This is a genomic window from Paenibacillus sp. FSL R10-2734 (genome assembly GCF_037963865.1).
Lineage (GTDB): Bacteria > Bacillota > Bacilli > Paenibacillales > Paenibacillaceae > Paenibacillus_AQ.
This window is the reverse complement of sequence record NZ_CP150170.1, coordinates 3,199,251-3,224,270: the sequence shown is the minus strand read 5'-3', so window position 1 is coordinate 3,224,270 and position 25,020 is coordinate 3,199,251. Positions and strand designations below refer to the sequence as shown.

General features: G+C 43.6%; 22 protein-coding genes and 1 pseudogene. 4 read left to right on the top strand and 19 right to left on the bottom strand.

Annotated elements, in window-relative coordinates:
• Window positions 1-6: 6 nt before the first annotated feature.
• From NSS67_RS14075 to NSS67_RS14060, 4 genes and pseudogenes are all read right to left on the bottom strand, one after another.
• Window positions 7-1,059: a MupG family TIM beta-alpha barrel fold protein gene (locus NSS67_RS14075; RefSeq protein ID WP_339320117.1), complete on the bottom strand. Its 1,053-nt coding sequence runs from the start codon at window positions 1,057-1,059 to the stop codon at window positions 7-9.
• 27 nt (window positions 1,060-1,086) lie between these two features.
• On the bottom strand, window positions 1,087-2,505 hold the full coding sequence (locus tag NSS67_RS14070; protein WP_339320116.1) for a PTS transporter subunit EIIC: 1,419 nt from the start codon (window positions 2,503-2,505) through the stop codon (window positions 1,087-1,089).
• Between the two features lie 26 nt (window positions 2,506-2,531).
• Entirely contained in the window at window positions 2,532-3,419 is an 888-nt protein-coding gene (gene murQ, locus NSS67_RS14065) for an N-acetylmuramic acid 6-phosphate etherase (protein ID WP_339320594.1), read from the bottom strand.
• Between the two features lie 272 nt (window positions 3,420-3,691).
• Window positions 3,692-4,174: pseudogene (locus NSS67_RS14060) on the bottom strand (ABC transporter ATP-binding protein); the annotation flags it as partial.
• Window positions 4,175-4,412: 238 nt separating this feature from the next.
• On the opposite strand from NSS67_RS14060, the gene NSS67_RS14055 reads away from it, so the two are divergent.
• Window positions 4,413-4,604: a DUF418 domain-containing protein gene (locus tag NSS67_RS14055; protein ID WP_339320115.1), complete on the top strand. Its 192-nt coding sequence runs from the start codon at window positions 4,413-4,415 to the stop codon at window positions 4,602-4,604.
• Window positions 4,605-4,907: 303 nt separating this feature from the next.
• Here NSS67_RS14055 and NSS67_RS14050 read toward each other — a convergent pair whose 3' ends face one another.
• From NSS67_RS14050 to NSS67_RS14010, 9 genes are all read right to left on the bottom strand, one after another.
• On the bottom strand, window positions 4,908-5,282 hold the full coding sequence (locus tag NSS67_RS14050; RefSeq protein WP_339265795.1) for a hypothetical protein: 375 nt from the start codon (window positions 5,280-5,282) through the stop codon (window positions 4,908-4,910).
• A 703-nt stretch (window positions 5,283-5,985) separates the two neighbouring features.
• A complete protein-coding gene (locus NSS67_RS14045) occupies window positions 5,986-6,393 on the bottom strand; it encodes a DUF6855 family protein (RefSeq protein ID WP_339320114.1) in 408 nt (135 codons plus the stop codon).
• 106 nt (window positions 6,394-6,499) lie between these two features.
• On the bottom strand, window positions 6,500-7,765 hold the full coding sequence (locus NSS67_RS14040) for a hypothetical protein (RefSeq protein WP_339320113.1): 1,266 nt from the start codon (window positions 7,763-7,765) through the stop codon (window positions 6,500-6,502).
• Between the two features lie 128 nt (window positions 7,766-7,893).
• Window positions 7,894-9,105, bottom strand: coding sequence for a hypothetical protein (locus NSS67_RS14035; protein ID WP_339320112.1), 1,212 nt, complete (start codon window positions 9,103-9,105; stop codon window positions 7,894-7,896).
• A 261-nt stretch (window positions 9,106-9,366) separates the two neighbouring features.
• The gene (locus NSS67_RS14030; RefSeq protein ID WP_339320111.1) at window positions 9,367-9,927 is read right to left on the bottom strand and encodes a DUF4303 domain-containing protein; all 561 of its coding nucleotides are present in this window, start codon (window positions 9,925-9,927) and stop codon (window positions 9,367-9,369) included.
• Window positions 9,928-10,093: 166 nt separating this feature from the next.
• Complete coding sequence (locus tag NSS67_RS14025; protein ID WP_339320110.1) at window positions 10,094-10,843, bottom strand: hypothetical protein; 750 nt, start codon at window positions 10,841-10,843, stop codon at window positions 10,094-10,096.
• Between the two features lie 35 nt (window positions 10,844-10,878).
• Window positions 10,879-11,889 (bottom strand): hypothetical protein, encoded by a 1,011-nt coding sequence (locus NSS67_RS14020; protein WP_339320109.1) that lies wholly within the window; start codon window positions 11,887-11,889, stop codon window positions 10,879-10,881.
• A gap of 39 nt (window positions 11,890-11,928) precedes the next feature.
• Window positions 11,929-12,504, bottom strand: coding sequence for a hypothetical protein (locus tag NSS67_RS14015; protein WP_339320108.1), 576 nt, complete (start codon window positions 12,502-12,504; stop codon window positions 11,929-11,931).
• 308 nt (window positions 12,505-12,812) lie between these two features.
• Window positions 12,813-13,838: an aldo/keto reductase gene (locus tag NSS67_RS14010; RefSeq protein ID WP_339320107.1), complete on the bottom strand. Its 1,026-nt coding sequence runs from the start codon at window positions 13,836-13,838 to the stop codon at window positions 12,813-12,815.
• A 116-nt stretch (window positions 13,839-13,954) separates the two neighbouring features.
• Here NSS67_RS14010 and sigZ point away from each other — a divergent pair, with 116 nt between their 5' ends.
• A complete protein-coding gene (gene sigZ, locus NSS67_RS14005; RefSeq protein ID WP_339320106.1) occupies window positions 13,955-14,512 on the top strand; it encodes an RNA polymerase sigma factor SigZ in 558 nt (185 codons plus the stop codon).
• A 90-nt stretch (window positions 14,513-14,602) separates the two neighbouring features.
• On the opposite strand, the gene NSS67_RS14000 is transcribed toward sigZ, so the two are convergent.
• Window positions 14,603-15,502 carry a LysR family transcriptional regulator gene (locus NSS67_RS14000; protein WP_339320105.1) on the bottom strand — a complete coding sequence of 300 codons (900 nt, stop codon included), beginning with the start codon at window positions 15,500-15,502 and terminating at the stop codon, window positions 14,603-14,605.
• A gap of 127 nt (window positions 15,503-15,629) precedes the next feature.
• Here NSS67_RS14000 and NSS67_RS13995 point away from each other — a divergent pair, with 127 nt between their 5' ends.
• Together NSS67_RS13995 and NSS67_RS13990 are read left to right on the top strand one after the other, a co-directional pair.
• Window positions 15,630-16,640: an alpha/beta fold hydrolase gene (locus tag NSS67_RS13995; protein ID WP_339320104.1), complete on the top strand. Its 1,011-nt coding sequence runs from the start codon at window positions 15,630-15,632 to the stop codon at window positions 16,638-16,640.
• Window positions 16,641-16,728: 88 nt separating this feature from the next.
• Window positions 16,729-17,877: an MFS transporter gene (locus NSS67_RS13990; protein ID WP_339320103.1), complete on the top strand. Its 1,149-nt coding sequence runs from the start codon at window positions 16,729-16,731 to the stop codon at window positions 17,875-17,877.
• Window positions 17,878-17,980: 103 nt separating this feature from the next.
• On the opposite strand, the gene hcp is transcribed toward NSS67_RS13990, so the two are convergent.
• The 5 genes from hcp to NSS67_RS13965 all read right to left on the bottom strand — a co-directional run bounded on the left by hcp (window position 17,981) and on the right by NSS67_RS13965 (window position 24,734).
• Window positions 17,981-19,273: a hydroxylamine reductase gene (hcp, locus tag NSS67_RS13985; RefSeq protein ID WP_339320102.1), complete on the bottom strand. Its 1,293-nt coding sequence runs from the start codon at window positions 19,271-19,273 to the stop codon at window positions 17,981-17,983.
• Between the two features lie 93 nt (window positions 19,274-19,366).
• Window positions 19,367-20,767, bottom strand: a complete 1,401-nt coding sequence (locus tag NSS67_RS13980; protein ID WP_339320101.1) for an MFS transporter — start codon at window positions 20,765-20,767, stop codon at window positions 19,367-19,369.
• Between the two features lie 107 nt (window positions 20,768-20,874).
• Complete coding sequence (locus NSS67_RS13975; RefSeq protein ID WP_339320100.1) at window positions 20,875-21,975, bottom strand: endospore germination permease; 1,101 nt, start codon at window positions 21,973-21,975, stop codon at window positions 20,875-20,877.
• A 31-nt stretch (window positions 21,976-22,006) separates the two neighbouring features.
• Complete coding sequence (locus NSS67_RS13970; RefSeq protein ID WP_339320099.1) at window positions 22,007-23,191, bottom strand: Ger(x)C family spore germination protein; 1,185 nt, start codon at window positions 23,189-23,191, stop codon at window positions 22,007-22,009.
• Window positions 23,181-24,734 (bottom strand): spore germination protein, encoded by a 1,554-nt coding sequence (locus tag NSS67_RS13965; RefSeq protein ID WP_339320098.1) that lies wholly within the window; start codon window positions 24,732-24,734, stop codon window positions 23,181-23,183. The genes NSS67_RS13970 and NSS67_RS13965 overlap by 11 nt, the downstream gene beginning before the upstream one ends.
• Window positions 24,735-25,020: the final 286 nt, after the last annotated feature.

Sequence of the window (25,020 nt, the reverse complement as noted above, 5' to 3'; positions counted from 1 at the left end):
TAATCATTAAGTTGCAGATATGAAGGAAAAACGGCTTCCGCCTTTTCTAACATAGTAGAGCAGAGGAATGTCTTCCTCTATAACATGACCAATCACATTAACACCTTCATGTGCCGGCAGCTCCGTTAACGTAATCTGTAACTCATGTTCATAGCGGCCATACAAATAATTATCAACAGTAATCGTTCCTTTAGGTCGCTTGGTCGTATGCATAGGCGCAATATTTTTGTTCATTATAAAACGGTTATCATCTGTTCGTGCAGTTTCTGAGCGAACCACATCCCGAGCAGCGTCAAGGCGATTCTGATGAACAATATCCCATAATGCATAGGGTAGTTCCTTGGTTACTCGCAAAGGAATAATTCCTTCTTCATACCTTTTAAATTGCTGCTGAGACCATTCTGAAAGTGTTAAATCTCCAACAAAAATTTTGTCCACGGCACAATCCTTCTCTAATTCCAAGTAAGCTAGAAAAGAAGACTGATTCCGATGCTTCTCTAATGTAGGCAAGCTTTCAAATAACGGCTTTCTCTTCAGCCCATCTCCAGGAATGAAAGCCATTGTTGTAATGCCTTCCGCTTGCAGCCATTTATTCTTTTCAATAAACGTCTCTTTATCAAGACCTGTTTCTGGGCGGGGATAATAATTATGCCAAGCTTCAATATTCTCAAGACAAATATGATGATCCTTTAATGTAGCTAAGAACTCTGCTGTTAATGTGCTTGCGTTTAAGGCAATCTTCATTTTTTGCGAGTAGGCAGCAATTTCATGGGCGCCAAATCCAAAATCCATCCGCAAGCCTGTAACACCAGATTCCAATAAAAAGGAAAAAGTGAATTTCTCCAATGCCTTCCCTGAAATATCTGCCACCAAGTCCATTTCTAAGTGTTTGGCAGCGTTTGCAACTTCCATGAATTTCTTCTTCAATAAATCAAAATCATCTTCTGGCATATGAAGTGATGTGAATATTTCTGTACAGCCCGCTTCCTTCATTTCTTTCATATAATTTATGTTTTCTTCTAACGTCCGGTCTGCTACAAAAATTGAAATTCCCAGCAAAGTAATCACCTCAGTATTTCTAGTCAGTTATTCTTGTTCTGCCATAGCCTCTTTTGGTGTACCAAACAAATAAGTGGCTATAAATCCACCAGCATAAGCTGCAATTAACCCAATTACATATTTCAACCATAATCCATTCGCAATCAATGGAATTAACGCGACTCCAGAAGGTCCGATAGCAATCGCTCCAACATTGCCAAACAAACCAATGACCGCACCACCAATACCTCCACCAATACAAGCTGTAATAAATGGACGACCAAGCGGTAAAGTTACCCCATAAATCAATGGCTCTCCGATACCCAGAATACCTACTGGAAGCGCACCTTTAATCATGTTCGTTAATGATTTGTTCTTCTTGCAACGAATCCATAATGCAATGGATGCCCCTACTTGACCCGCACCAGCCATAGCCAGCATAGGAAGTAATAACGTCATACCTGAACTATTGATCATCTCAATGTGAATCGGCGTCAATACCTGATGTAGCCCTAACATAACAAGTGGTAAAAATGCTGTTCCTAATACAAAACCTGAGAATGCACCACCTACACCTATCGTCCAGTTAATTGCTCCAATTAGGTTACTAGAAATAAATCCAGCAAATGGCATGATTAGGAATATCGTAGTCAGTCCAACGACTAATAAGGCAATTGTAGGCGTAACGATAATATCAACGGCATCCGGAATCACTTTACGTAAATATTTTTCGACGATTGATAAAATCCACACTGCGATTAGTACGCCAATAACTCCACCTTGCCCTGGTGTTAAAGGAGCTCCCGTAAATATATTATTGATGGTCAGATCAGCGGTAACACCTGTTAATAACGTTACCCCACCGATCACTCCACCAAGTGATGGCGTAGCTCCAAATTCTTTTGCCGCATTAATACCGACATATATGACTAAATAACTAAAGATTGCATTTTTAATTACATTTAAAATCGTTACATACTGCTGCCAAGTTGCAACGTCTAAGTTGCCTGCTGTAATATTGTTAGCGAGAATCGAGCCAATACCTGCGATTAAGCCCGCTCCAACGAATGCAGGAATGAGTGGTATGAAAATATTCCCTATTTTTCGCAAAAAGTTTTTGAATGGTGTATCATTTTTCTTTTTAAGCTGCGCTTTCATTTCTGCGCCTTTTGCTTGCAGTTGTTCAGCAGATGCTGAACTTGTATGCTCTGAGACACTTCCTTCTAATACCTTACCGAATTCATCGGCTACTTTGGTCACGACTCCAGGTCCGAGAATGATTTGATACGTCTCATCGTCCACTACACCTAGAACCCCATCAATCTTCTTCAAATTCACTTCATCGATCAAGCTACGATCAACTACAGTTACACGAAGACGAGTCATGCAATGGGTATATTCGGATACATTTGAACTGCCACCAATAGCACCTAATATTTTGACTGCTAAATCATAATATTTACTCATGTTTATACCCCCTTCTTATTTTCGTATTATTTTATCGCTTGACGTACAAAACCTTGTGATTCTTCCAAACGCTGTACAGCTTCTTCTTTAGAAAGCCCAGCAAGAATCATTACGATTGCAATTTTCGGTTTATGATCTGCCTTTTTTAAATAATCCTCTGCTGTTTCAGCATCACACTCTGTCGCATCCATAACAATACGTTTAGCACGTTCTACAAGTTTTTCATTAGTTAACTGTACATCTACCATTAAATTCCCATATACTTTCCCCGTGCCAATCATCGAAACTGTTGAAAGCATATTGCAAATTAATTTTTGAGAGCTCCCAGCTTTTAAACGAGTTGATCCTGTTAACACTTCCGGTCCGTTTACGACTTCAATCGCAATCTTGGCAACTTTACCAATCGCTGAATCTTTGTTGCAACTCACAGCTACCGTAGGTGTTCCAATAGAATTGGCATATTCTAATCCACCGATCACATAAGGCGTACGTCCGCTAGCGGCAATACCTACGAGAACATCTTTGGCCGTTAGCTTAATATCTTGTAAATCCTGCACCCCTAATTGTTCATTATCCTCTGCACCTTCGACCGCTTTAATAAACGCTCTCTCTCCACCAGCAATTAGTCCAACTACCTCTTCTGGTGCTGTCCCAAAGGTGGGTGGGCATTCAACCGCGTCTAGCAAGCCGATGCGTCCACTCGTTCCAGCCCCCATATAAATTAAGCGTCCACCTTGTTTGATCGCCTTTGTAATCACTTCTACCGCTTTGGCAATTTGCGGAATTTCTTGCTTAACAGCCTTTGCGACCTTTTGATCTTCTTCATTCATCACTTCCAGAAGTTCCAGAGGTGTTAATTCATCCAAGTTCATTGTCTTCTTATTGCGCGTCTCCGTTGTCAAATGCTCTAACATGATTTTCATCATCATCCTTTTCCGTTTATGAAATCGCTTTCTAATTGAAGGATAACATCTTTGAAATATTATTTCAACATTATTTTATTTGTATTGAAATAAAATATCAAAACATTAAAACTATCTCTACTCAAAATAAACGTCTTCAATGCTTGAAAAGTATTCAGCGGCTTCATGGGTATGAAGCGTGGTTTTTTTGCGAAAGAATTAAAGTACTTTATAATGTAGATAAGTGCACCTGTTGGTTCATCAGCCAAAATCAGTGCAGGCTATGTCACGAGCGCTCGAGCCGCTGCGGTTCTTTGCTTTTGACCACCAGAGATTTGGTAAGGATATTTTTCCAGTAAATCTTCTATCCCAAATACTTTAGAGATCTGAGTCACGAGGTGATTAATATTCTTCGCTCGAATTTTAGCAATCGCCAGTGGAAGCAATATGTTCTCCTTTACAGTCAAGGAATCGATTAAATTGTAATCTTGGAAGATGAAACCGAGATGATCACGTCGGAAGTCTGACAAAGCTTCTTCCTTCATATCATGAATACTCTTGTTCTTCATATATATCTTTCCTTCTGTTGGAGAATCTATGCTTGCTAACAAATTTAGCAAGGTTGATTTCCCCGCTCCGGAAGGCCCCATAATCCCAACAAATTCACCGGCCTGAATGTCAAAAGACACGTTTTCTAATGCTGTGTAAGCAGCTCTTAACTTCCTGTACACTTTTTTTATGTTTTCTACTTTTAATAATGGTTCCATTCATTTCACCTCTTAATTTGCTGATACTATATACTATAGGCCTCAACCTTACAGCAAATTCATGCCAACCTTACATTAAGCTTAAATCCACAAAAAGAGGTACCCCCTAGCCATTTAAGACTACGGGGTACCTCTTTGCTATTGAATAGATTTCTTTTTTTCGGTTGTATATAAATCGAAAGCTTCATCAAAGTAAAAGCGGCGTTTTTCATTACCAAACACGACTAATATAACATGGATGAACAATACGATCGTTAAAATTATAGGTCTCGAAGTTGTTTCACCCAAAAATATTCTTTACATCGCAGTTCTGATTTATTTTACTCAAATCATTTCTAGCACAATTTGGTTCAAATTCTTTTCCTTGGGCCCCTTAGAAAAGGTTTGGCGCTTGATGACATATGGAACGAAGCCTGCAATAAAACGATAAAAGTTTCGCTTTCCTCCTGGAATCTGTGGTAAGTGAATCCGTAGAATAGATTCTCACCAGGCCGCTGAAATACTTATCCATCGCAAGCGCCCCGGATACCATATGGCCAAGTTCACATCGGATAAGCTCATCCCATCCGTGATAAACAGGATCACGTTCTTGACCGATTTGTTGGTAGGAGCATCAAGTTATTGGCGTCACTGGCATAGGTCGTTCCGTTGCCTGCTGACAGCAGACTGCAAACCATAACGGTACTGCAAATTGATTGTAAAAAAGGGCACCCTAGGGGCACCCTTTTCATTATTATTGTCTTATTACGAGGATATCTCGAGGCGCTCTACCAGTGCTTTGAATTTGGGAAATTTCGGAGCTTGTAAGGATACGGCCTACCAATATAAACGAAGATGTGACATTGTTAAAGTTAAAATTATTCAAGTTCGCTACGTTTTGGCTGCCACGGAATACACGGAAAGATCCCTGAAAGTTAATTCGTGAAAATAGTACAAGCGTTACTTCAGAGCTCTGCACAACATTTCTGAGACGGAAACTCGAGAGAACGTTGTTAAACCGAAACGCTCCAAGATCACGAACTGCAACTCCTCCACGTCTGAATCGAATCCTGCGATTGGTAAAATTAGTGCCCGACCAAAGAGCAAGACGAATATCACTGTTGGCCAACTAAATCAACTCCTTCTCTAAGATTGATATATTCTATTACCAACTTCAGAGAAGGGTACAAGACAAATACAGTTGTACAAATGTTTGTTTTCCAGATTTCCCTCCGGTGATATGATCCAAAATAGCAGTCGAAGTGATTTTCCAGTTATATGAGTCTAACTACTATATACTTTCTTATACGTTAGGAGCGAATATAAAAAAACAATTCAAGCAGATTAGCTTCACATTTCCTTCTGACCATGAATATTATACAGTTGGCATATCTTGTACGTATAATCAACGTCCACCCTACAGTCACAGTTAAATGGCCATTTTCTGAGCAAACAGGAACAGAAGTCACGCCAATGCGCAATGAACCATGATCTGGTGAAGAGTGAAGCTATCTTTCAGAGGAGTTACCGTAGGACGAATGGACATTTCCAACAATGCTGATGTTCCGCAAACGTGCGGACGACACCGAGCATAGAATCGGCGGGGACAAAGGCCTAAAAAAGGCGTTAACGGATACCTAAGCCCCATAAAAAATGTTTTGTAACTAAAGTGATCACTACAATATGTATGAAAGATCTCAGGTGGAGGACACGGGTCAAAAAAAGAAGAGCCCTTAGGCTCTCCTTCAAACAACGTCTGTCGCTTATATTTAACAGGAAGAAACAGGCGCTATGCGTCTTCATATTGAAGAAGATTGGGACATATCGTAGGACTAGATCGCTTTCATACGGTTGTTTCTTGGATTATGCTCTACTTCCGCAAGACCCAATTCTTCCAGCAATGGTGGGATATACATTCCGAATCGCCCTCGAAGCCCTTTCTTTAATCCATACCAACCACCAACAGGATTTTCAGGTGAACGCCCCCATGCTTCAACTGTACCTTCTTTTGCTGGTTTTTGCTCATCAGCACTTCCTAACTCCATCCAATCACCATTTTGTATAAGCATGGCGTGTAGATCTTCAATACAGCGATAGTCATAATGCAAAACCGTTTTTCCTACAGTGCAAACTATAATCTCTTTACCGTCTTTTTCGGCCTTGTATATTTCATATTCGGATGTTTGCGGTGGTGTCTTTAATTTCCATGGATTTCCCTTGGTTCCTGTACCTATCGACATATCTTCAACTCCCAAAGTTAACTTACAAAATTAATCACCTTACTATACTTCATTCCGATAATCTTTATTCGTCCTAATCATAATCAGTATAAGAGAGCGTTCACCCTTATCCCAAGCTACTCAACTCCACTACATCTCCGCTAGAAGCCTTCACGGCATAGTTACAATCTAGCTTCCCGCACAGCACATACTTGTTCTGCCCATAATCATACACATAGACTGGTGATAATTCGATCCATTCCTTGAGTTTGTCATAGGCTTCGTCATGGCTTACGGCAATTTCCCCTTCGCTCTGGAACTCATCAAACGTATCGAGCATTGGCTTGTTATCCATAACATTTATAACCTTATAAATCTGCGCATCGATGAACAGGAGGAGCTTACGCTGGAATATACGATTGCTTGGCGTTTTCATCCTCAATATTGCTTGAATATATCCTCTTTCTCGATGCAACGTCTTCAGTATCCATTGTCCGGATTCATGTGAATAGAGCTGACTTAAAGCAGTTTCGATTGCGGATATACATTTGGCTTGTTCTACATCAGTGATTGGAAATGAGTCCGGATGCGGCTCACGATCTACTGCCTGTTCGATCGTAACCACTTCGTGCAGGCGCACTTCCCTCTTTTCGAACGGCGCCCTATTCGTGTGCTCCCAATGCATCACTTGATCAATATTCAGTCTCGCTCTTGCACCTGATATCTCAAATGGGATTGTGGTTGTTCCATCATTTGTGATGTAGATTTCTTCTAACCCATAGATAGGCAGGAGATGCTTCATCTCGTACACTGGATATTCTATAAGCTGCAATTGTTTCCTCGCTAGTTGCTCTACGGCTTGAAGCGTGAGGGAATAATTCTCCTCTAGCACCATAGAGTTGGAAGGAAACTGGCCATATATACTGTAAAAGGTGAGCCTACCTTCTGCATCGAAGCGGAGCTCCATCCGCCCACCGGGGGAGACGGGTATACCCTCTATACATTCGGCAAAATGATATTCGCCTAACTGTTCCTTCTCTAGGTAAAATTGTTTACCGTACACAATCCCTACCTCGGTCTCCATCCATTGGATGACGCCATTTAATTCAATATATTGGAACGGTGTCCCATTCGCATAAGATTTCCCACCAACAAAAATTACACTTTTATAGTTACGGGATTGCAGGTCAATCGTGATAACAGCAGTACCTTCTGGATTGTAATCTTCCTCCCATTCCGTTAGATGGGAAGGAAACCATTCCATACTAAGCAAATAGTTGGTTTCTCCCAGCATCGTAACTTCGCGATAAATTTCATGAGCATGTAAGTAGTAGTTGTCTAATCCATAGGTTTGCTGTGTGACATCAAGCAGTTCTTTGATTCGTATATCCATATCAGTGCACCCCGTAAAATTGATGCCTACATCATAACATTACTTAGCAATGATTATGAAGCGCAGCAAATCATCGTTGTTATCTATTCGATTGTAGCTGTTCCAGCTTGTAATGATTGTCAATTCATTCAGTAATCGCGCGCTGCATCGAACCAGCGTTGAGCCATCTCCTCTGTTATAGGCTCGCCAATCAGGTGGTCAGACTTGCTGAGTTGCCATACTGCTTCACTAAGGTCTTCACGCTCAGTAGTTTCGATACCTTTGAGGTTGTTGAAGCGCACGGTGAAAGCGGTAATGGCGGCCTCGGCTTCGGCAAAGCTACGGGCCTCAGACAAAGTTGCCTGTGCAACATTGTAAGCTTCATTAGCTAGCTTGGCCAGACGTTTAGCCCAGGACGAGAACGGGCGGCCGAACTCGGTTGTCCACCACTCAGGCTTTCGTAATTGGCTCACTGAAGCATGGTCGGTCCAAGGGCGGGTTTCAGCGCGAGATTTCATTTGCTTTTTTAGACGCTTGCCAGCGATCTCTTCCACATTGTAGGCGATAAATCTGTCAAGCAACGGCCAAGTGTTCAAGGTAGGAAGATCCCCCAGATCAGGCATGAAACGCAGCTCCAGATTCGTTAACTGGGCATGCTGAGCTAATAAGTCCAGGTCGCAGAAGTTTCCCCACAAACTCAGTGAGTTAAGATTTGGGTACCGGTTTAGACACTCCAGCGAAATGGGCTGTCCCAGCGGCGCGTTCCGTAGCGTCAAGCTCGTTACCTGGTGCAACTCACCCATGTCGGGCAGTAAGAAAGGGCTATCATTCTTGCGTCGTCCGGTGCGCGGCGCTAGTGTCAGAGAAGATGGCATATCGCCTGTGGCCGAGAAGCGTGATAGATCGCCGGACACACTCAGGCGGAAAGGCCGCTTCGGAAGCCTCAGGCTCAGAAGTCCCCCGGAGGAAGGGTCCAACTCGATATGCAAGCCATGCAAATTGGACTGACTGGCGTCCGCCATCGTATCTGCAGATAGGATCGGAGTCCACGTCATCTCTTCAATCGGACGTTTCTGTGCCCAGTCAAAGAAGCCTAGGTCACTGCCTGTATAATGCAGAAATCGTGGCCAGGGAGAGCCAGCCGGCGTGGCAAAGACATCGAATACAGTCCAATCGATATGCACATCAGACGCGACATGAAGATCTGCCTTCTTCCCCAATTGTGGCGGACCAATGGATAGACTGCCCACACCGGGCTTAATGACAAGAGTGTGACTGCGTGGACCTGTCAGGTCGATAGGATAACTACCAGCTTCTCTAATAGAACCAGCTGAAGGACAAGCTTGGTTATCATTTGGCATTTCTATCATCCTTTCTTCTAATACATATCAAGATCTAACTATTCACACCTGTCTCTATCTTCTGAGCAATAAATTGTTTGAATCTTGTAAAATACCGCTCTGATGCCTCCCAGCACCTAAGGTCCACCTTCCCACACATTCACAAAGCATGCGATCGATTTATGTCCGTCCACTTTGAGACTGTATCGTCATCCTGAACTAAAACCACAGCGCTGAGATCACCTTTAACAATCGTTTTCCCATTTTCTTTATTATAGAGCTCTACTCCGCCGCTTCCGTCAACCATACCTGCATAGCCGGAGATTCCGCCCGATTCAAACGTAGGGCGATTTCAGTATTGAGCTCATCCGGCGGCATGACTTCGACAAGGACGCATACTGACTCTCGCAGTTGATTCAAGGCAAACACGCCTTCATCATCGAGCATTTTCATCGCCAGCTCCATAGCCTTCAACCTCAAATCAAACTCGCGATTCCCTTCGTCATTCTCAAGATCCGCAATGATAGGACGCCCGAGAAATCGTTGTTTAACGTTATCGAAGTTCTCATCCCCAAAACAACAATAGGGAGAATCGGCATAGGACCATTTGATGAGTTCCGCTATCGTCGATCCCGGTGTGTCACTTTCATCCCCTTGCCTGGCCGATTCCATCTCCAAAGCTTCCCACGACCAGGCGGAGATGCTTGGCGCATGTCCCTCGCCAGTAGTATATAGCGTACAGTAATAGTAATGTTCGCCATTTTCAAAAAGAGCGCGAAAAGACGTTCTGGCAGCATCGGCGATCTCTATTGCCAGCGTCTCTATTTCTTGCATCGGCTTCATTACAATGGCCCTCCTTTCCGTTAGTGAATCAGTTCAGGTTATATAAGAATGCTCGTCGCTATTCGGCACGAACAAATCCAGTCTGTGGGGAAACCGATCTATCCACCATTCCTTTTCCTACTACAAGGTTGTCAGGGTGAACGTCAGTTGGCTCATTGCACCCAGGTCATCTGTTATTTTCTGAAATCGCTTCGCACCCTTTCGACAAGAGCCACTGCTCCATAACAGCAAACGCCTCTCCCGCATCCTGTTCATAAAAGATGGCCACCTCTTGCTGGTAGGCATAATTCAATCGCACATAGCCGCCCAGCTGCCGGTAGAACAGGAAACAGACATAGGCATTCTCAATGGTCAAATCCGGCTGAAATTCTTTTTTGCACAATTCGGCCAGTTCGGGCAGCGTAAGCTGGTCCTGCCCTTGAGGCAAACGCAAAAAGAGATGGCCCCGAGTGCCCGTCCACGGTTCATAATAGACGGTCTCCTCTTGACTCCTTCCATACACCTGACGATATATTTCGTCCAGCACCAAGGCGTACATCCCTTCGTCTTTTTGCTCCTGTGCTTGCAGGGAAATCGCCCTTACGTGCTCTGCATGCCGAGGTAGCCAGAGCAGCCCAGCTGTCTGGGGATGTACTCCCAGAAAATCACCGTCAACGGTTGTACCTATAACGATACACTCGCTGATCTGTTGCTCAGTAATAGGGCTGTTTTCGTCATGCTCCCATAATCCGTACTCGGCAAATGGTTTAAGCACCTCCGCATCCGGAAACTGGACATTCATCCACCCTCTGTAAGTTCCTTCGCCGAATCGCCGTAAAAACCGGAGGTAGCCCGGTGGATAAACAGTGGCGTCTTCCTTCATAAGTGCTTGGATTTGGCCATCAGACAGCGGTTTTGGCCGAGATACGATGTACATAAATACTCCTCCTGTTTACAGAACGATCCTACCCTTTATTGAAAACCCAATGCCGCTAAAGATTGTTGTATTTCCCGGTCTGTTTTACTTTTGAATGTTGCAAACTCCACTGAAGATAAAGCATTTGGAAGTTTCTGATGGATAAAGGAATCATAATCGATTGCCGTTTTGAGAATACGAAGTGTGTGCAGCAAAGGCAGTTGCTCCATTCCCGTCAAACGGGTTAAGCCTTTACAATTCCTGATAGACAGCTCCTCCAGTGCCTTCATTTCCTGGTCAAAGCTGATTTCCTGCAGCTGGATTTGATCCTCAATAACAAGTCTTTTCAGCGCTTGAAAAGCCGTAATATTGGTCAGGTCATGGAAGCCGCGGACTCTAGTGATCTCCAGGCTCTCGATTGTATTCTCTTCAATTTCCTGAATATGCTCTCGGCCTCCAAGCAGAATGCGAAGGTGCTTCAGCTTCCTAAGCCGGTTAACACAATGTAACGGCAGTTTGCTGATCGAATGCAGCGCGAGATAATTCAAGTCCTTCAAATACCCTATAGCTTCAAGGTTTTTAACCTTTCCCCCTACATGCAACTCTTCAAGAGAAGAGAATTCTTTAAAATATTGCAGGTTGAGGGTCTTTTTATCCGAGATAATGTTTAATTTTTTTAGAGAGCTCAACGTATCAATCCCCAGAATTTCCGAATTCTCCAGCTCGTATATGCCTAAGCTCAAACTGCACAGGTGATCCAGCATGGCCAATGCTTCGGTGTTATGTGCCTGAATGAGACTATCGAGGTGCAGCATTTTGACATTGGGAATCCGCAAGAGAGTATGACAATCAAAAGACAGCGAATAGTGGGCGTAGAAACGTACTCCGAAATCCTCATCCCAGCGCGCGCAAAGCTCATCCACTTCTTCCAATATGGAGCCATAAAAATCCGGGTGAGAGAATTGAATAATCACTTGGTTACCGCCACGCAAATCCAGCTCGATCTGATCCCGGTCCAGCGTAATAGGATTATTGATCAGAATCCTTTTTTTCCATATTTTCCGCATTCATTAATCCTCCTATTTGCCATTGATCACGGTCAATATTTACTGAAACTCATATTTTTCAAAACGTTCTCTGAGAGTTTCTTCGTGCGGGATCCACTCCGAATCACTCCATAAAGACATTCTTACGATTTCTGACAGCTTATCTACGGCTTGCTCCGGTCTCGTAATGCTAATGAAGTCGTCAAAATCCTCATTGCGGATATCCAACACTTTCTGCAGGTAGTCATCATTAAGACGCTCTTCTTTGAGTTGTTCATATTCATCCCTTGTCCACTGTTCACAAAAGATTCTTTCAGCCTCCATGTCACCATTCTCGAACAACGACATCTCGAATATTTCCTCATTCATATATCCGGCGGTCATCACTGGCTCCTCGATAAGCCGGGATAATGTTTTGCCGATCTCCTTCACCGTACCCCATACAAAATAATCGTGGAGCACGCTGATCCAGTTCTCGTTGCTTTTGCTTACGTACATGACAACTTTGATCTCTTGTGCCTCATTATTTGGCTCGCCTAATACTTTGGCATGCCCTTCGCTTAGCTCTCTTAATGCTTTGACAGTCTTCTCAAGGTTATTCGACTTGATATGCAAATTCGCGAATGATCTTCCCACGAGATGGCCTCCTCTAATCGCTTTTTTACTCAGCCTGATTCTTGTTTAAATCCTATGAATTGGTTCTATTTATGTCTCTTATTTCCATTATAGTGATCGCTAGTTCTGAGTCTACCTACTTTTCACCTGAATTTTTGGACACCCTCTGTCGAACTATTCCACATCCCTTCAACACTTTTCAACTTTCCACAACAAAAAAAAGAGCTCATCTTACGATGAACTCTTTTTGTCTTCTTTTGCATTCAATCCTGCCTCTTACCGTAAATTCCGCGAACCTATATCTCCATTCTCACTCAAATGCCTCTAGTTTAGTATTTCGCATGCTTCCTCACGATAGAATCATCGCCCTCCAAGAATGGCCATGCCGGGTACTCGATCGGTATGCGGCTGACCTCATCCAGTCTGGACAATTCATCGCTTGTTAGAATAATCCCGCTTGCCGCGAGGTTATCCTGTAATTGATCGGGTCGCTTTGCGCCAATAACGACACTCGTTACGGCTTTTTGATTCAGCACCCAAGCAAGAGCGATTCTGGCCACCGTCGTCTTGTTTGCAGCCGCAATATCCTGAAGCGTGTCGATAATTGGAAATACTTTATCCTTGTCGACCGGAGGGAACGGAATGTTCGCATGCCGGTCATTGCCATTGCCCGGATTATCCCGCGTGTATTTGCCAGACAGGAAGCCCCCAGAAAGCGGACTCCAGACGATTAAGCCCATATTTTGATCCTGAAGCACTGGAATGATTTCCCGTTCGATCTCGCGCGCGGCGAGAGAGTAGTAAGATTGGCTACTCTTGAAACTGTGAAGTCCGTGAAGCTGCGAGAGACCCCGAGTTTTCATTATGTTCCACCCGGTCATATTAGAATTGCCGATGTAGCGAACTTTCCCGCTCCGAACCAGATCGTCGAGAGCCCGAAGTGTTTCTTCCCAGTCCGTTAATTGATCGGGGTTATGGACTTGATACAGATCGATATAATCCGTTCCGAGCCTCTTCAAGCTTGCTTCGACTTGCCCTATGATATGCAATCGAGATAACCCGAGCTCGTTCGGACCAGATCCCGTGCGTCCTCTGACCTTCGTCGCGATCAGAGCTTGATGCCTTTTGTTCTTCAGGGCTTTGCCGAGAATTTCTTCCGATTGTCCGTCCGAGTATACGTTGGCCGTATCGAAAAAATTCACGCCGGCATCCATCGCTTGATCGATCAGAAAACCCGCTTCCTTTTCGCCCAGACCGCCGAAAACACCCCATTTTTCTCCGCCGCCGAATGTCATTGTTCCCAATCCTATCTCCGATACCAGCACTCCCGTATTGCCAAGCAAGTTGTATTTCATCGTCTTTACGCCCTCCATTATTTGGTTTATATTAATGGAGACGAAGTCAAATCGGAATGGACGCAAATAAGAGAAACTTTTTTCGAATAAATTTTGTGGAGTGAGGGACCGCGCCGATGAATTTAGAGCGATTATGGGATGAATACCATGAGCACGTCAGGAATTTCGTTTTGCATAAAACGAATCATCACACTGATACCGAAGACATTGTTCAGATGACCTTTATGAAAGCTTATGAAGGGATGGCCCGTCTGCAGGATGAGGAAAAGAGACGCGCATGGATTTTTCAAATCGCAAGAAATAGCATCGTTGATCATTTCCGGAAGGAAAAAAAGACGGAGGCACTCCTGGATAATGTGAACATCGTGGAGGAAGAACCAGTCGCAGATTGTAATTCGGAGGCTTCTGAAGGGATGATGAGCATCCTGACTCGCATGCCTGATAAATATCGGGAGGCGCTTGAGCTATCCGAGCTGCAGGGCATGTCGCAAAAGCAGTTAAGCGAACATCTGAATATCTCCTATTCTGGAGCGAAATCCAGAGTACAGCGAGGCCGCGAGCTAATGAAAGAGATGATGACAAGCTGCTGCGCTATCGAAGCGGATCATTACGGGAATATCGTAGGATACTCCGTTATTCATGATGAACCGAAACCAAAGAAGAAGTCCGATTAATATCCAATGCTTATTTCGTATAAGAGTTTTATTTAGGGCATCCCCATATGGGGGTGCCCTATACCTATGGAATGTGATTTTAAAATTACTTTATAGGGTGCTATTTTTCAAAAATGTTTCTCGGGTCAAGTTTAAAAAGGCTTCGATCGCAGGCGAAATCCACTTTTCTTCATGCCAAAACATTTGGGTTGCAAACGATGTGGCAGTCAAATCCCACGGCAACGGAACCAGTTCTCCCCGATTCACTTCTGCTATCACAGCCATTTCAGGCAATATCGCGATGCCCATTCCTATTTTCGCACATTGTTTAATCGCCTCTGCGCTAGTAAACTCCAATTCGGTAATCCCTCCCATGCCCTTCTGTGAAAGACTTCGTTCAAAAAAAGTGCGGTAGGAACATCCCTTCTCCGTCAACAAAAAGGTCTCGCCATGAAAATCTTCAATGGCCAACGCAGTATAAGCAGCTAATGGATGATCGGGCGATACCAATAGATAAAAGGGCTCATCCAGCATTTTTTCTCCGCAAAATCCTGTCTCGCCCTTGTCTTCATCCAGCATAAAAATAATGTCCGCGTCCCCTTCCCGTAAGCTCTGTTTGAGGTTCGGATTCGCTAGCGGTCGAAACATCAGCCGAATCCCCGGGTAGCGCAAGCGGAATCGGCGAAGTACAACCGGCAGCCGGTACGTGCACAACGTTTCATCTGCACTTATGACCACCGTACCCGTCACCTCACCAGATTGTTTGACTGCATGCTGTGCTTCTTCAAGCTCACTCAATATGTTGTCTACATAGCGCAGAAAGCTTCTGCCCGCGTCGGTCAGGATCACTTTTTTACCCAATCTGTCCACCAGCTTGACACCCAGTTCTTCCTCCAATGCTTTCATCTGCATTGTAACCGTTGAAGGGACATAGTTTTGCACTTCTGCGGCGCGGCTAAAGTTGAGTGTGGAAGCAAGCGTATGAAAGGTCTTTAGTTGGCGCAATTCCATGGTACATCCACCCCTTAATTCAAAAAAAGTGAACGTTATGTTCAGAAACGTTTCTTTGACTTAACAATAGCATCGTCGTAGAGTGATGACAAGAAAAGGATTCCATCTATGAAAAGGAGATTTTGAAATGAGAGATTTTGAAATTTATGAACTGGGGGACGTTCTGCTACAATCCGGTGACACCCTGCCACATGCGTTTCTCGCCTACAAAACCTACGGAACGCTAAATGCAGAAAAAAACAATGTCATCCTTTACCCTACCTGGTTTGCAGGCCAGCATACCGATAATGAATGGTTAATTGGACCTGGTAAGGCACTGGACCCGGAAAAATATTTTATCATCATCCCTAATATGTTGGGCAATGGATTATCTTCTTCGCCAAGTAATACGCCCCCGCCCTATCATCAAGCTAATTTTCCACAGGTTTCGATTTATGATAATGTGCGGCTGCAGTATCAACTCGTTACTCAGAAGTTTGGCATTACGAAAATCGCCCTCGTCGTAGGCTGGTCACTTGGAGCCGTACAGACCTTTCAGTGGGGAGCAAGCTATCCCGATATGGTCGAACGAATCACTCCATTCGGAGGAACTGCCAAGACCCGGCCACATGCAAAGGTTGTGTTTGAAGGAATGATCGCTGCCCTTCAGGCTGATTCTGCTTGGAAGAATGGCTTTTACACGCAGCAGCCGAAAGCGGGATTGGCAGCCATGGGTCGGATCTATGCAGCTTGGGGCTTCTCACAGGCTTATTATCTGGAGCAGCTCTATCAGCAAGAGGGCTACCACACACTAGAGGAATATCTTGTAGATTACTGGGATCAAGTGTTTTTGACCTTTGACGCTAATGACCTGATCACCATGCTGCGTACTGGAATCAACGGTGACATTAGCGCAAATCCGGTGTATGACGGCAATTTTGAACTTGCATTAAGCAGGATTACCGCACGGGCACTGGTCATGCCGGGAAGCACGGATCTTTTCTTTCCTCCCCAGGATAACAAATATGAGGCACAACATATGCCTGATGCATTCTTCCTCCCGATTAAATCGAACTGGGGGCATTGCGCAGGCATCGGACAGCATGTACCAGATTCAGAATTTATAGATACAAACCTAAAAAGGTTTTTGCATGAATGAGAACTTCGCTGAAAAAAGTGAAGATACACAACTGATGGAAATACAAATTCCAATTATAAATAGATAATGGGAGTAGGAGCGGATTGAATTGAGGAATAAAAATAACCTGATCATTTATGTCTTGGCACTTACTGTTTTTCTGATCGGGACCATTGAATACATTATTACAGGAGTCATTGAAATGATCGCCATGGACTTGGGAGTATCTACTTCCGAAGCTGGGCTATTAGTAACTGTATTTGCTCTTTCAGCGGCCATTATCGCTCCGCTTCTGATTGCATTAACGATCAATGTGGATCGCAAGAAGCTACTCATGGCTACCCTCAGTGTGTTTATTGCTAGCAACGGACTTATGTTTGTAAAGCTCTCTTACGAAATCGTACTATGGGTACGAATTATTCAAGGGGCTAGTGGAGGAATTGCTACCGTGGTAGCCATGGCAGTGGCGACACGACTCGTTGAAAAAGAAAGAAGGGGCAGTGCCATCGGTATTATTTTGATGGGGCTCAGCAGTTCCCTCGTGCTGGGTGTTCCAATTGGTACCTTTTTTAGTGAGATGTTTGGATGGAGAGTTTTATTTATTTCGATCGGTTTGTTAAGCATTCTTCCAATGCTCATCATCTATAAAAAGGTTCCGGCAATCAAAGAAGAAGAAGAAGTTACCCTCAGGATGCAACTCTCCATTTTAAAAGATCCAAAAATTGTGACTGCCCTGGTTATTACTTTATTTTATATCGGCGGCTACTCTACACTATTCACATATATTACGCCATTCTTGCAAGCCACATCCTCTCTTTCCATAACCGAAATTAGCGGCGTTCTATTCCTGGCGGGAATTTGCAGCTTCGTCGGATCAAGAATGGGCGGACAATTGGCAGATGCAAAGGGATCGAAATTCACAATTACTCTAGGGCTCCTGTTACAAGGAGCAACTCTTCTTTTATTCGCTCTAGCGGGTTTCAATTTCTTTGTTTTGATCTTGATTTTAATGATCTTTATGTTAGCAACTTGGAGTATTTCCCCTGCCCAGCAGCTATATCTGGTTACACTGGTACCACGAAATCCGGACATTGCCCTAAGCGTAAATACTTCCTTCATCCAATTTGGTTTTGCACTGGGATCTGGATTAGGCGGGCTTATCATCAGCCGTACCTCTGTCCTGAATTTGAATTGGGTAGGTTTGTCTGCTGTTAGCATTGCTTTACTTCTTGCCATCTTGCTAATCAAAAAAAAATAATGGCATTACGTTAATAAAAAAAAGGCAGCCAATCCCTTCCGGGCGGCTGCCTTCTGTTATTTGTAGAAGTTGACTTCAATAAAATAATGGAATAAAAGGTGGCTTATGACAACGCCAACATTGCGTTCATATCTTCCTCAGCAGTAGTAATCAGCTTCAATCCAAAAAGCTCCACGAGCACATCCAGCACCCCATCCGAGATGAACTCAGGCGGCTTCGGTCCGATGCGAATGTCCTGAATGCCTAGACTGAACAAGCCCAGCAGAATAGCAACCGCTTTTTGCTCAAACCAAGACAGCACGATGCTGACAGGTAATTCGTTCAAAGTGCATTCAAATGCCTCAGCCAAAGCTAAGGCAATCTTCACCGTAGAACCGGAATTATTACATTGCCCAAGGTCAATATAACGCGGAATGCCCGTATCTCCAACGGTGCCATAATCTACGTCATTAAAGCGGAACTTTCCGCAAGAAGTGGTCAAAATGACGGTATCGTTTGGCAAGGAAGTCGCCAACTCACGGTAGTAGTTCCCACCTGTACCTGGCGCGTCACAGCCTGCAATGACGAAGAACCTGCGGATATGCCCGTCTTTAACAGCTTGAATGATCTCTGGTGCTAGCCCGATTACAGTTTCATGATGGTATCCGGTCGTGAGTACTAAATCTGACTCTACATCGGCCGCAGGTAATGACAACGCGCGATTAATCAGTGGGGAGAAATCATCGCCCGTGATTTTCTCTACACCTTCCAGCCCCGCTACTTCATATGAGAAAAAGCGGTCTGCATATGTACCTTTAATCGGCATCACACAGTTTGTGGTAGCGAGAATCGCACCGGGAAACTGCTCGAACAGTCTACGCTGATCGTACCAGGCTTTTCCGATATTACCTTTCAGATGCTTATACTTCTTGAGCGCCGGATAGCCATGGGCAGGTAACATTTCCGAGTGAGTATAAATGTTGATGCCCTTTCCTTCCGTCTGCTTCAGCAATTCCTCGAGTGCATACAAATTATGTCCTGTCACTACGATACATTGACCTTCAATTTTGTTCTGGCTGACTGTGATCGGTTGCGGGATGCCGAAGCGATCCGTATGTGCGCGATCCAGCAGATCCATGATGCGAACCGCTGCATCTCCGACCTTCATCGCCATCTCCAAATGCTCCTGCGTATTAAAGTTAGAATTAGTCAAGGTCATGTACAAAGCTTCGTGGGTGATACGATCCACTTCGGGATCACTGTATCCTAGCTGCCGGGCATGTGTCGCATAAGCTGCGATTCCTTTTAATGCAAAAATCATTGTGTCCTGCAAACTCGCAATGGTTTCATTTTTGCCACACACCCCAACAACGGTACATCCGCCATTCGGTGTCTGTTCACATTGGTAACAAAACATATCGTTATCCTCCATATCTAGATAATCATTCGCTACTCCCAACGTAACAGAACACGAAACCTTGAAGTGTGATTACAAACACATTTTTTTAAGTCAAGGTGATTTATAAGTCCATTTATTTATGATAACCATCAATATAATAACGCCTATACAAATGAAAATATTAATCTCGAAAACCATTTTGAACGCTTGAAGCTGATTCTCCTGGCCTGCCTCTCCACTCACGATTCCAAGTCCAAACGCTGATCCAAAGACCATACCTGCATTACGTGTTAAGGCAATTATTCCTCCAATCGAGCCTACATGCTCCCGAGGCGTTCGCTGCATAATATAGCTATTATTCGGAGAGGCAATGAGCCCCATCCCAAGACCAATAAGAGATAGAATCGCAGCCATTCCATAAATCGGGATACTCTCTAAATAAACTAGTAACAGGATGAACCCGCTTCCCATACTGCTCAGCCCCATAAGCATCAGCCGATGAGAGCCATAACGATCAGACCAGCAGCCTGCTAGAGGGCCTGCAGACGCCAAAGCAATAGGATAAGCCGCCATGACATAGCCGGTCGTAGCTGAAGAGAAACCAACCACCGTCCCCATCAAATAGAATGGGATAAGGACAAGCAATGTATTTGAAAGAATAAAAGAAGCACAGCTAACGATCAAGCCCCCCGCCACAGCGGGAATTTTCAGCGCCTTAAGGGGTAGAAAAGGTACCTCTTGTCTCCGTTCCCATAATATAAAAGCGCCCAATAGCAGGGCAACCCCCACCAAAAAAGCCATCGTCCGCGCAGAGGTCCACCCCCATTTGCTCCCATTTGTTATCACGAGAAGAAGCAAGGTGATCCATGCCATGAACAAGCTAGCCCCCATGATACTCACAGTTCCGGACTTACGCTCTTGCACGCGGGTGGGAATGTACCGATATGCCATAGCTGTAGCCACAATCGCCACAGGAACATGGATCAAGAATAGCCATTGCCAGCTGAGCCACTCCGCAATCAAACCTCCCGCAATAGGGCCGGTCATCCCCCCCAGCGCGACAGCCGTACTCAGAATTCCAAGTGCACGTCCTCTCTGCTCTTTTGGCATATGAATAGTAATTAGCGCAATATTGGTAGCTTGGAACATCGCTGCACCGATACCCTGCACAACTCTAAGCGTCAGTATACTTAGCAGATTAGGTGAAAAAGCGACCAGGATCGAGCCAACTGTGAAAATCACATATCCGAGATTGTGAATGCGGCGAAAACCATGACGGTCGCCTAGTTTTCCCATAACTGGGAGAAGCGCTGTAATCACTAGCAAATACCCTGTTGTGATCCATAACCCCTGTGCAAGCTCAGTCTGAAAATGATTTATAAAAAAAGGAAGCGATACATTCATAATTCCGGCTGTAAAATGGGAAATAAAAGCCCCCATACAAATAGCCGCCATCATGCCCAACCGCTGCCTGCGCGTGCCTGTTAGCTCCGTTTTTTTTGCAACATTCATGCTGATCCCCGTCCCCACTCATATTTGTCTAAGAATTACTAACAATTATAAGTAGATCCCTCGCAAGGACAATCCCATAAAGATGGGATGGAGAGGTATTCATCGTTTCAACTCGCAGACTTCTTCTTTTCTTGAATCCAGCCTACTAACAGTAGTATTAGAGGAAATATGACTAAGATCGGAATCTGAACATAGTACCGAACGATACGAGATCCCGTGTAGTTAAATTCTACGTTATTGCTTGCCATTGCTAGTGAACAGATGAACATGACCATGCCCACGGGGATAATTAATTTGCGATAGGATGGAATTCCGAACAATGTTGCAGCCCCAATTAATGTCGCATATAAGAATAGACCGATCCGAAAAAAGCCTCCTACAATAGCCGTGACGAGAAATAATGCATCCAAACGTTCCAGAAAAGCCTTCCCCTCAATTAACTGCGAAGTTGTCAGCAAAGGATATTGTGTTCTTGTAAATAAATCCGCACCGAGAACGGACACATTTATCATCATAATAAAAGCGATAAAACATCCGCTGATCAATAACCCAGTAATCACTGTTTTCTTTACTTGTTGCGGCTTATCCACATAGGGAAACAACATCAAGAACACAATAACCTCACCAAAGGGGAAAACAACAGTCCCTGGAATAGATTGCTTCAGGATGGTAAACCATCCCTCTTCCAGTACAGGTCTTAAATTCTGAAGATCCACATTCCCAGACGTAAGAATCAAGGTTAGACCGGTAGTTGAAACAAGAAATAACACAGCAAAAAAAAGCTCCGCAGTTCTCGACAACACTTCAATTCCTTTTCCAATGACATACATAACCGTGACTAGCATCAAAGCAATAATAACGAGAAAGGGGGTCTGCGCAAAAACAAAGGATACGGCCATTGAGGCAAAATCACGGATTACAAAACTCCCATTAAACAAGAAATAGACAACATATAACAAGGCAACGACACGACCCACTACGGGTCCTAATATTTTTTTTGCATATTCAGTAAGTGGAAGATCTGGATAAAATAAAGACAATCGATGATAGAGTAGAAATAAGCAAATTCCCCCGAGCATCCCTATTATTGCAGTAATCCATGCATCTTGTTTGGCTTCCGCACCAAATCCAGAGATAATCGCGCTGACGATTTCAAACATAAACACAAGGATAAGCAATTGACGGGGGCTAATCTTTGCTTTTTCCAAAGTCACTCTTCCTCTCTTATAGAGAACTTATTCATCCGCCAACATCGATGCTTTCCAGTATTGTCCTGTTACGCAATCCGGTATTACGTAAATAAGCTTCCACTTTCACTTTTACTTCAATCTCGGGAAAGGTCACATCATTCCAATCCTGCTTCAACGTTCTCCATTGCTTAGGATGATCACGATGTACCACCTCTCCGAATCCGAAAATGTCCGACTTTTGCTGTTGCATTAATTTAATTGTGGCTAGCGCTTCATCGTGAATAGCTTGTGTGTAAAGTCGCTCAATTTGCAAGAGCACCTTAGGATTAGTTACATCAATTGGCACATCAACCTCTCCAATATTCGCATCCGCACCAATCTTCACTTCAATCATTGGTTTACCAGATTTATTAAAGCTTGAATGAAAGGATGATTTTGTTCGTATATTCTCGATCCCTATCGTATGTGGCTGATCATTCCAATCCAAGGTTAACAATGTTGAACGAACTTTACCTAGAACCCATAAGAGTCCACGACCCTCGCTCCCGTCTAACCACTTCATTAATTTCCCATCTTTAAAAGTAGCGATCCCATTAGCCATGATTTTATCTTCTTTATTTGAATGATCGAGTTGAACGCCCGTAATGGTCGGCTCTTTACCAAATGAGACAATTGCTTGAATCACTTGGTACATTTTCTCATCTATATTTTCACCCCAAGCTTGCTCTGTATCAGATACCATTTTCATGATTTTCATGGCCGGTGAATTATCGATACTTGTTGGTTGTTTAATGATTTCTTCTCCTGTCGCCCCCCTCGCAATGACCATTGTGGCAGAAGAACGAAATTCATTATCCCGCTCAATACCGTCAAAAATCTTCTTGATCCCTTGTGTTGTAGCTAATTCTTCACCCACCAAGAGAACAACCGCATGACCATAATGCAATTGCCTAGAAAGTTTTTTAGAAAGAACGCGAGTGGCTTCAAATACATTATTACCTTCAGCTGAATATGTTGTTGGAGGTAAGGGCGAAGGACTTCTTCCCCCTGGTGAATTTGAAGTATTTGCTGGATTAACGATCTGAACCGTAACCCGAATGTTCTTCTTTTCTCCTTTATCAATCGCCAGCGCAACAACAAAGCCAATATCTGTTAGCTCTCGACTATCCCAACAACCCGTAAGCAAAAAGATCATAGACATCGACAACCAAAATCCTGCCATTCTACGTTCCATCTTGATCACCCACTTGCTCTGTTGTTGGTTTCTTCATTAATTTAGGAACCAAATGTCTCATCCAAATCGGCAAATGATTTTGAACCTGATTATTCCTAACGGGCATTACAGGACTGTATGGAGACATGTAGGGTACACCAAATGAACGTAAACTGCACATATGAGCAATGATCATAATCAAAGTAAGAATCATTCCAAAGAAACCAAACGTTGCTGCACTGATCATAAGGAGAAAACGTAACAATCTCGCTGATACAGCAATTGAGAAAATAGGCGTCGCTAGACTAGAGATAGCCGTCAGTGAAACGACAATAACCATAGCGGTTGACACTAATCCTGCTTGTACAGCTGCTTGTCCAATGACTAGCGCTCCAACTATAGATACTGCTGCTCCTATCGCTTTGGGCATACGAACACCCGCTTCACGCAAAATCTCAAAAATAATTTCCATTAATAATGCCTCAACAAACGCAGTAAATGGCGTTGCTTCTAGCTGTGAAACAAGCGATATCACTAACTGCGTCGGTATCATTTCTTGATGGAAGGTTGTTGCTGCGATATAGAAAGAAGGTCCAATCATCGAAATGATAAACATTACAACTCGTAATAGTCGTAACGCGATACTAATATCATATCGATGATACGAATCTTCTGTAATTTGAAAAAATTGATTAAAGACAGCTGGGATAATTAGCATAAAGGGGGTCCCATCCACCAAAATTGCAATTTTACCTTCTAAGAGATTAGCAGCGACGGTATCTGGACGTTCAGTGGGAAGGATTGTTGGAAACGGCGTGAACTTCTGATCTTCAATCATTTTCTCGATATATCCCGATTCCAGAATGCCATCCAGTTTGATCTTACGGAGACGTCGCTTCGCCTCATCAACAATGGAATTATCCGCGATCCCATTTATGTACATGATCCCTATCCTAGTATGTGTAACTTGTCCTAACGTCATCGATTCCAGCCATAAATTAGGATTTCGAATGCGGCGTCGAACCATCGATATATTCGTCGTTAAGTTTTCAACAAACCCTTCACGTGATCCCCTAATTGAATTATCCGTACCAGGCTCATCTATAGCGCGAACCTCACCACCCGATGTGGCAATCGCTAGGGCCTCATTAGATCCATCAATTAACAGGATAGTCTGCCCCCACAGCAGCGCATCATAGAGTTCATCCCATTGAAAAAGAGTCTTCATGCCGCCGATCGGGACAATTTTATCTGTTATCACTTGGACTAAATCATTTAATGTCCTTTGTTCACTACTCAGCATGACGTTCAATAAGACTTCCATGACAAATTGATTGATGGTTGTATTATTAACGATGCCATCCACATAAATAATTGCGGCTTGAAACTCCTCACCCGAGCCAATCGTAAATTCACGAATAATGATATCTCCACTATTCCCGGTTTTTTGACGAATCTGCTCTAAATTGACTCTTAATTCAGTTGAATCAATTGGAATTGAAGGGACGGTCCATTGTGGATTGCTTTCAGCACTTTTACTACTCTCTTTGCTATCCTTTGCCATACCCCTTCACCTTTCTCTCCATTATTTGCTGCTCTTTGCGTGATTATTCTACCCATTAACAGCAAATATTATTGAAAGGTTAATAATGAAAGCAGGGGAAGGGAATGAAATTAATCTTCGTAACTTTACTATTATTTGTCTCAGTATTAGCACTTATCTTTCTGCTTGACATCATTTCACTCTTTAGCTTACAAGAATCATTTCGAAATCTAATTGCATCAATGCGCGTAATGATTCCCTCAGAACTTATCCTCTTTAATTTCATGATCATAGGCACAATAACTTA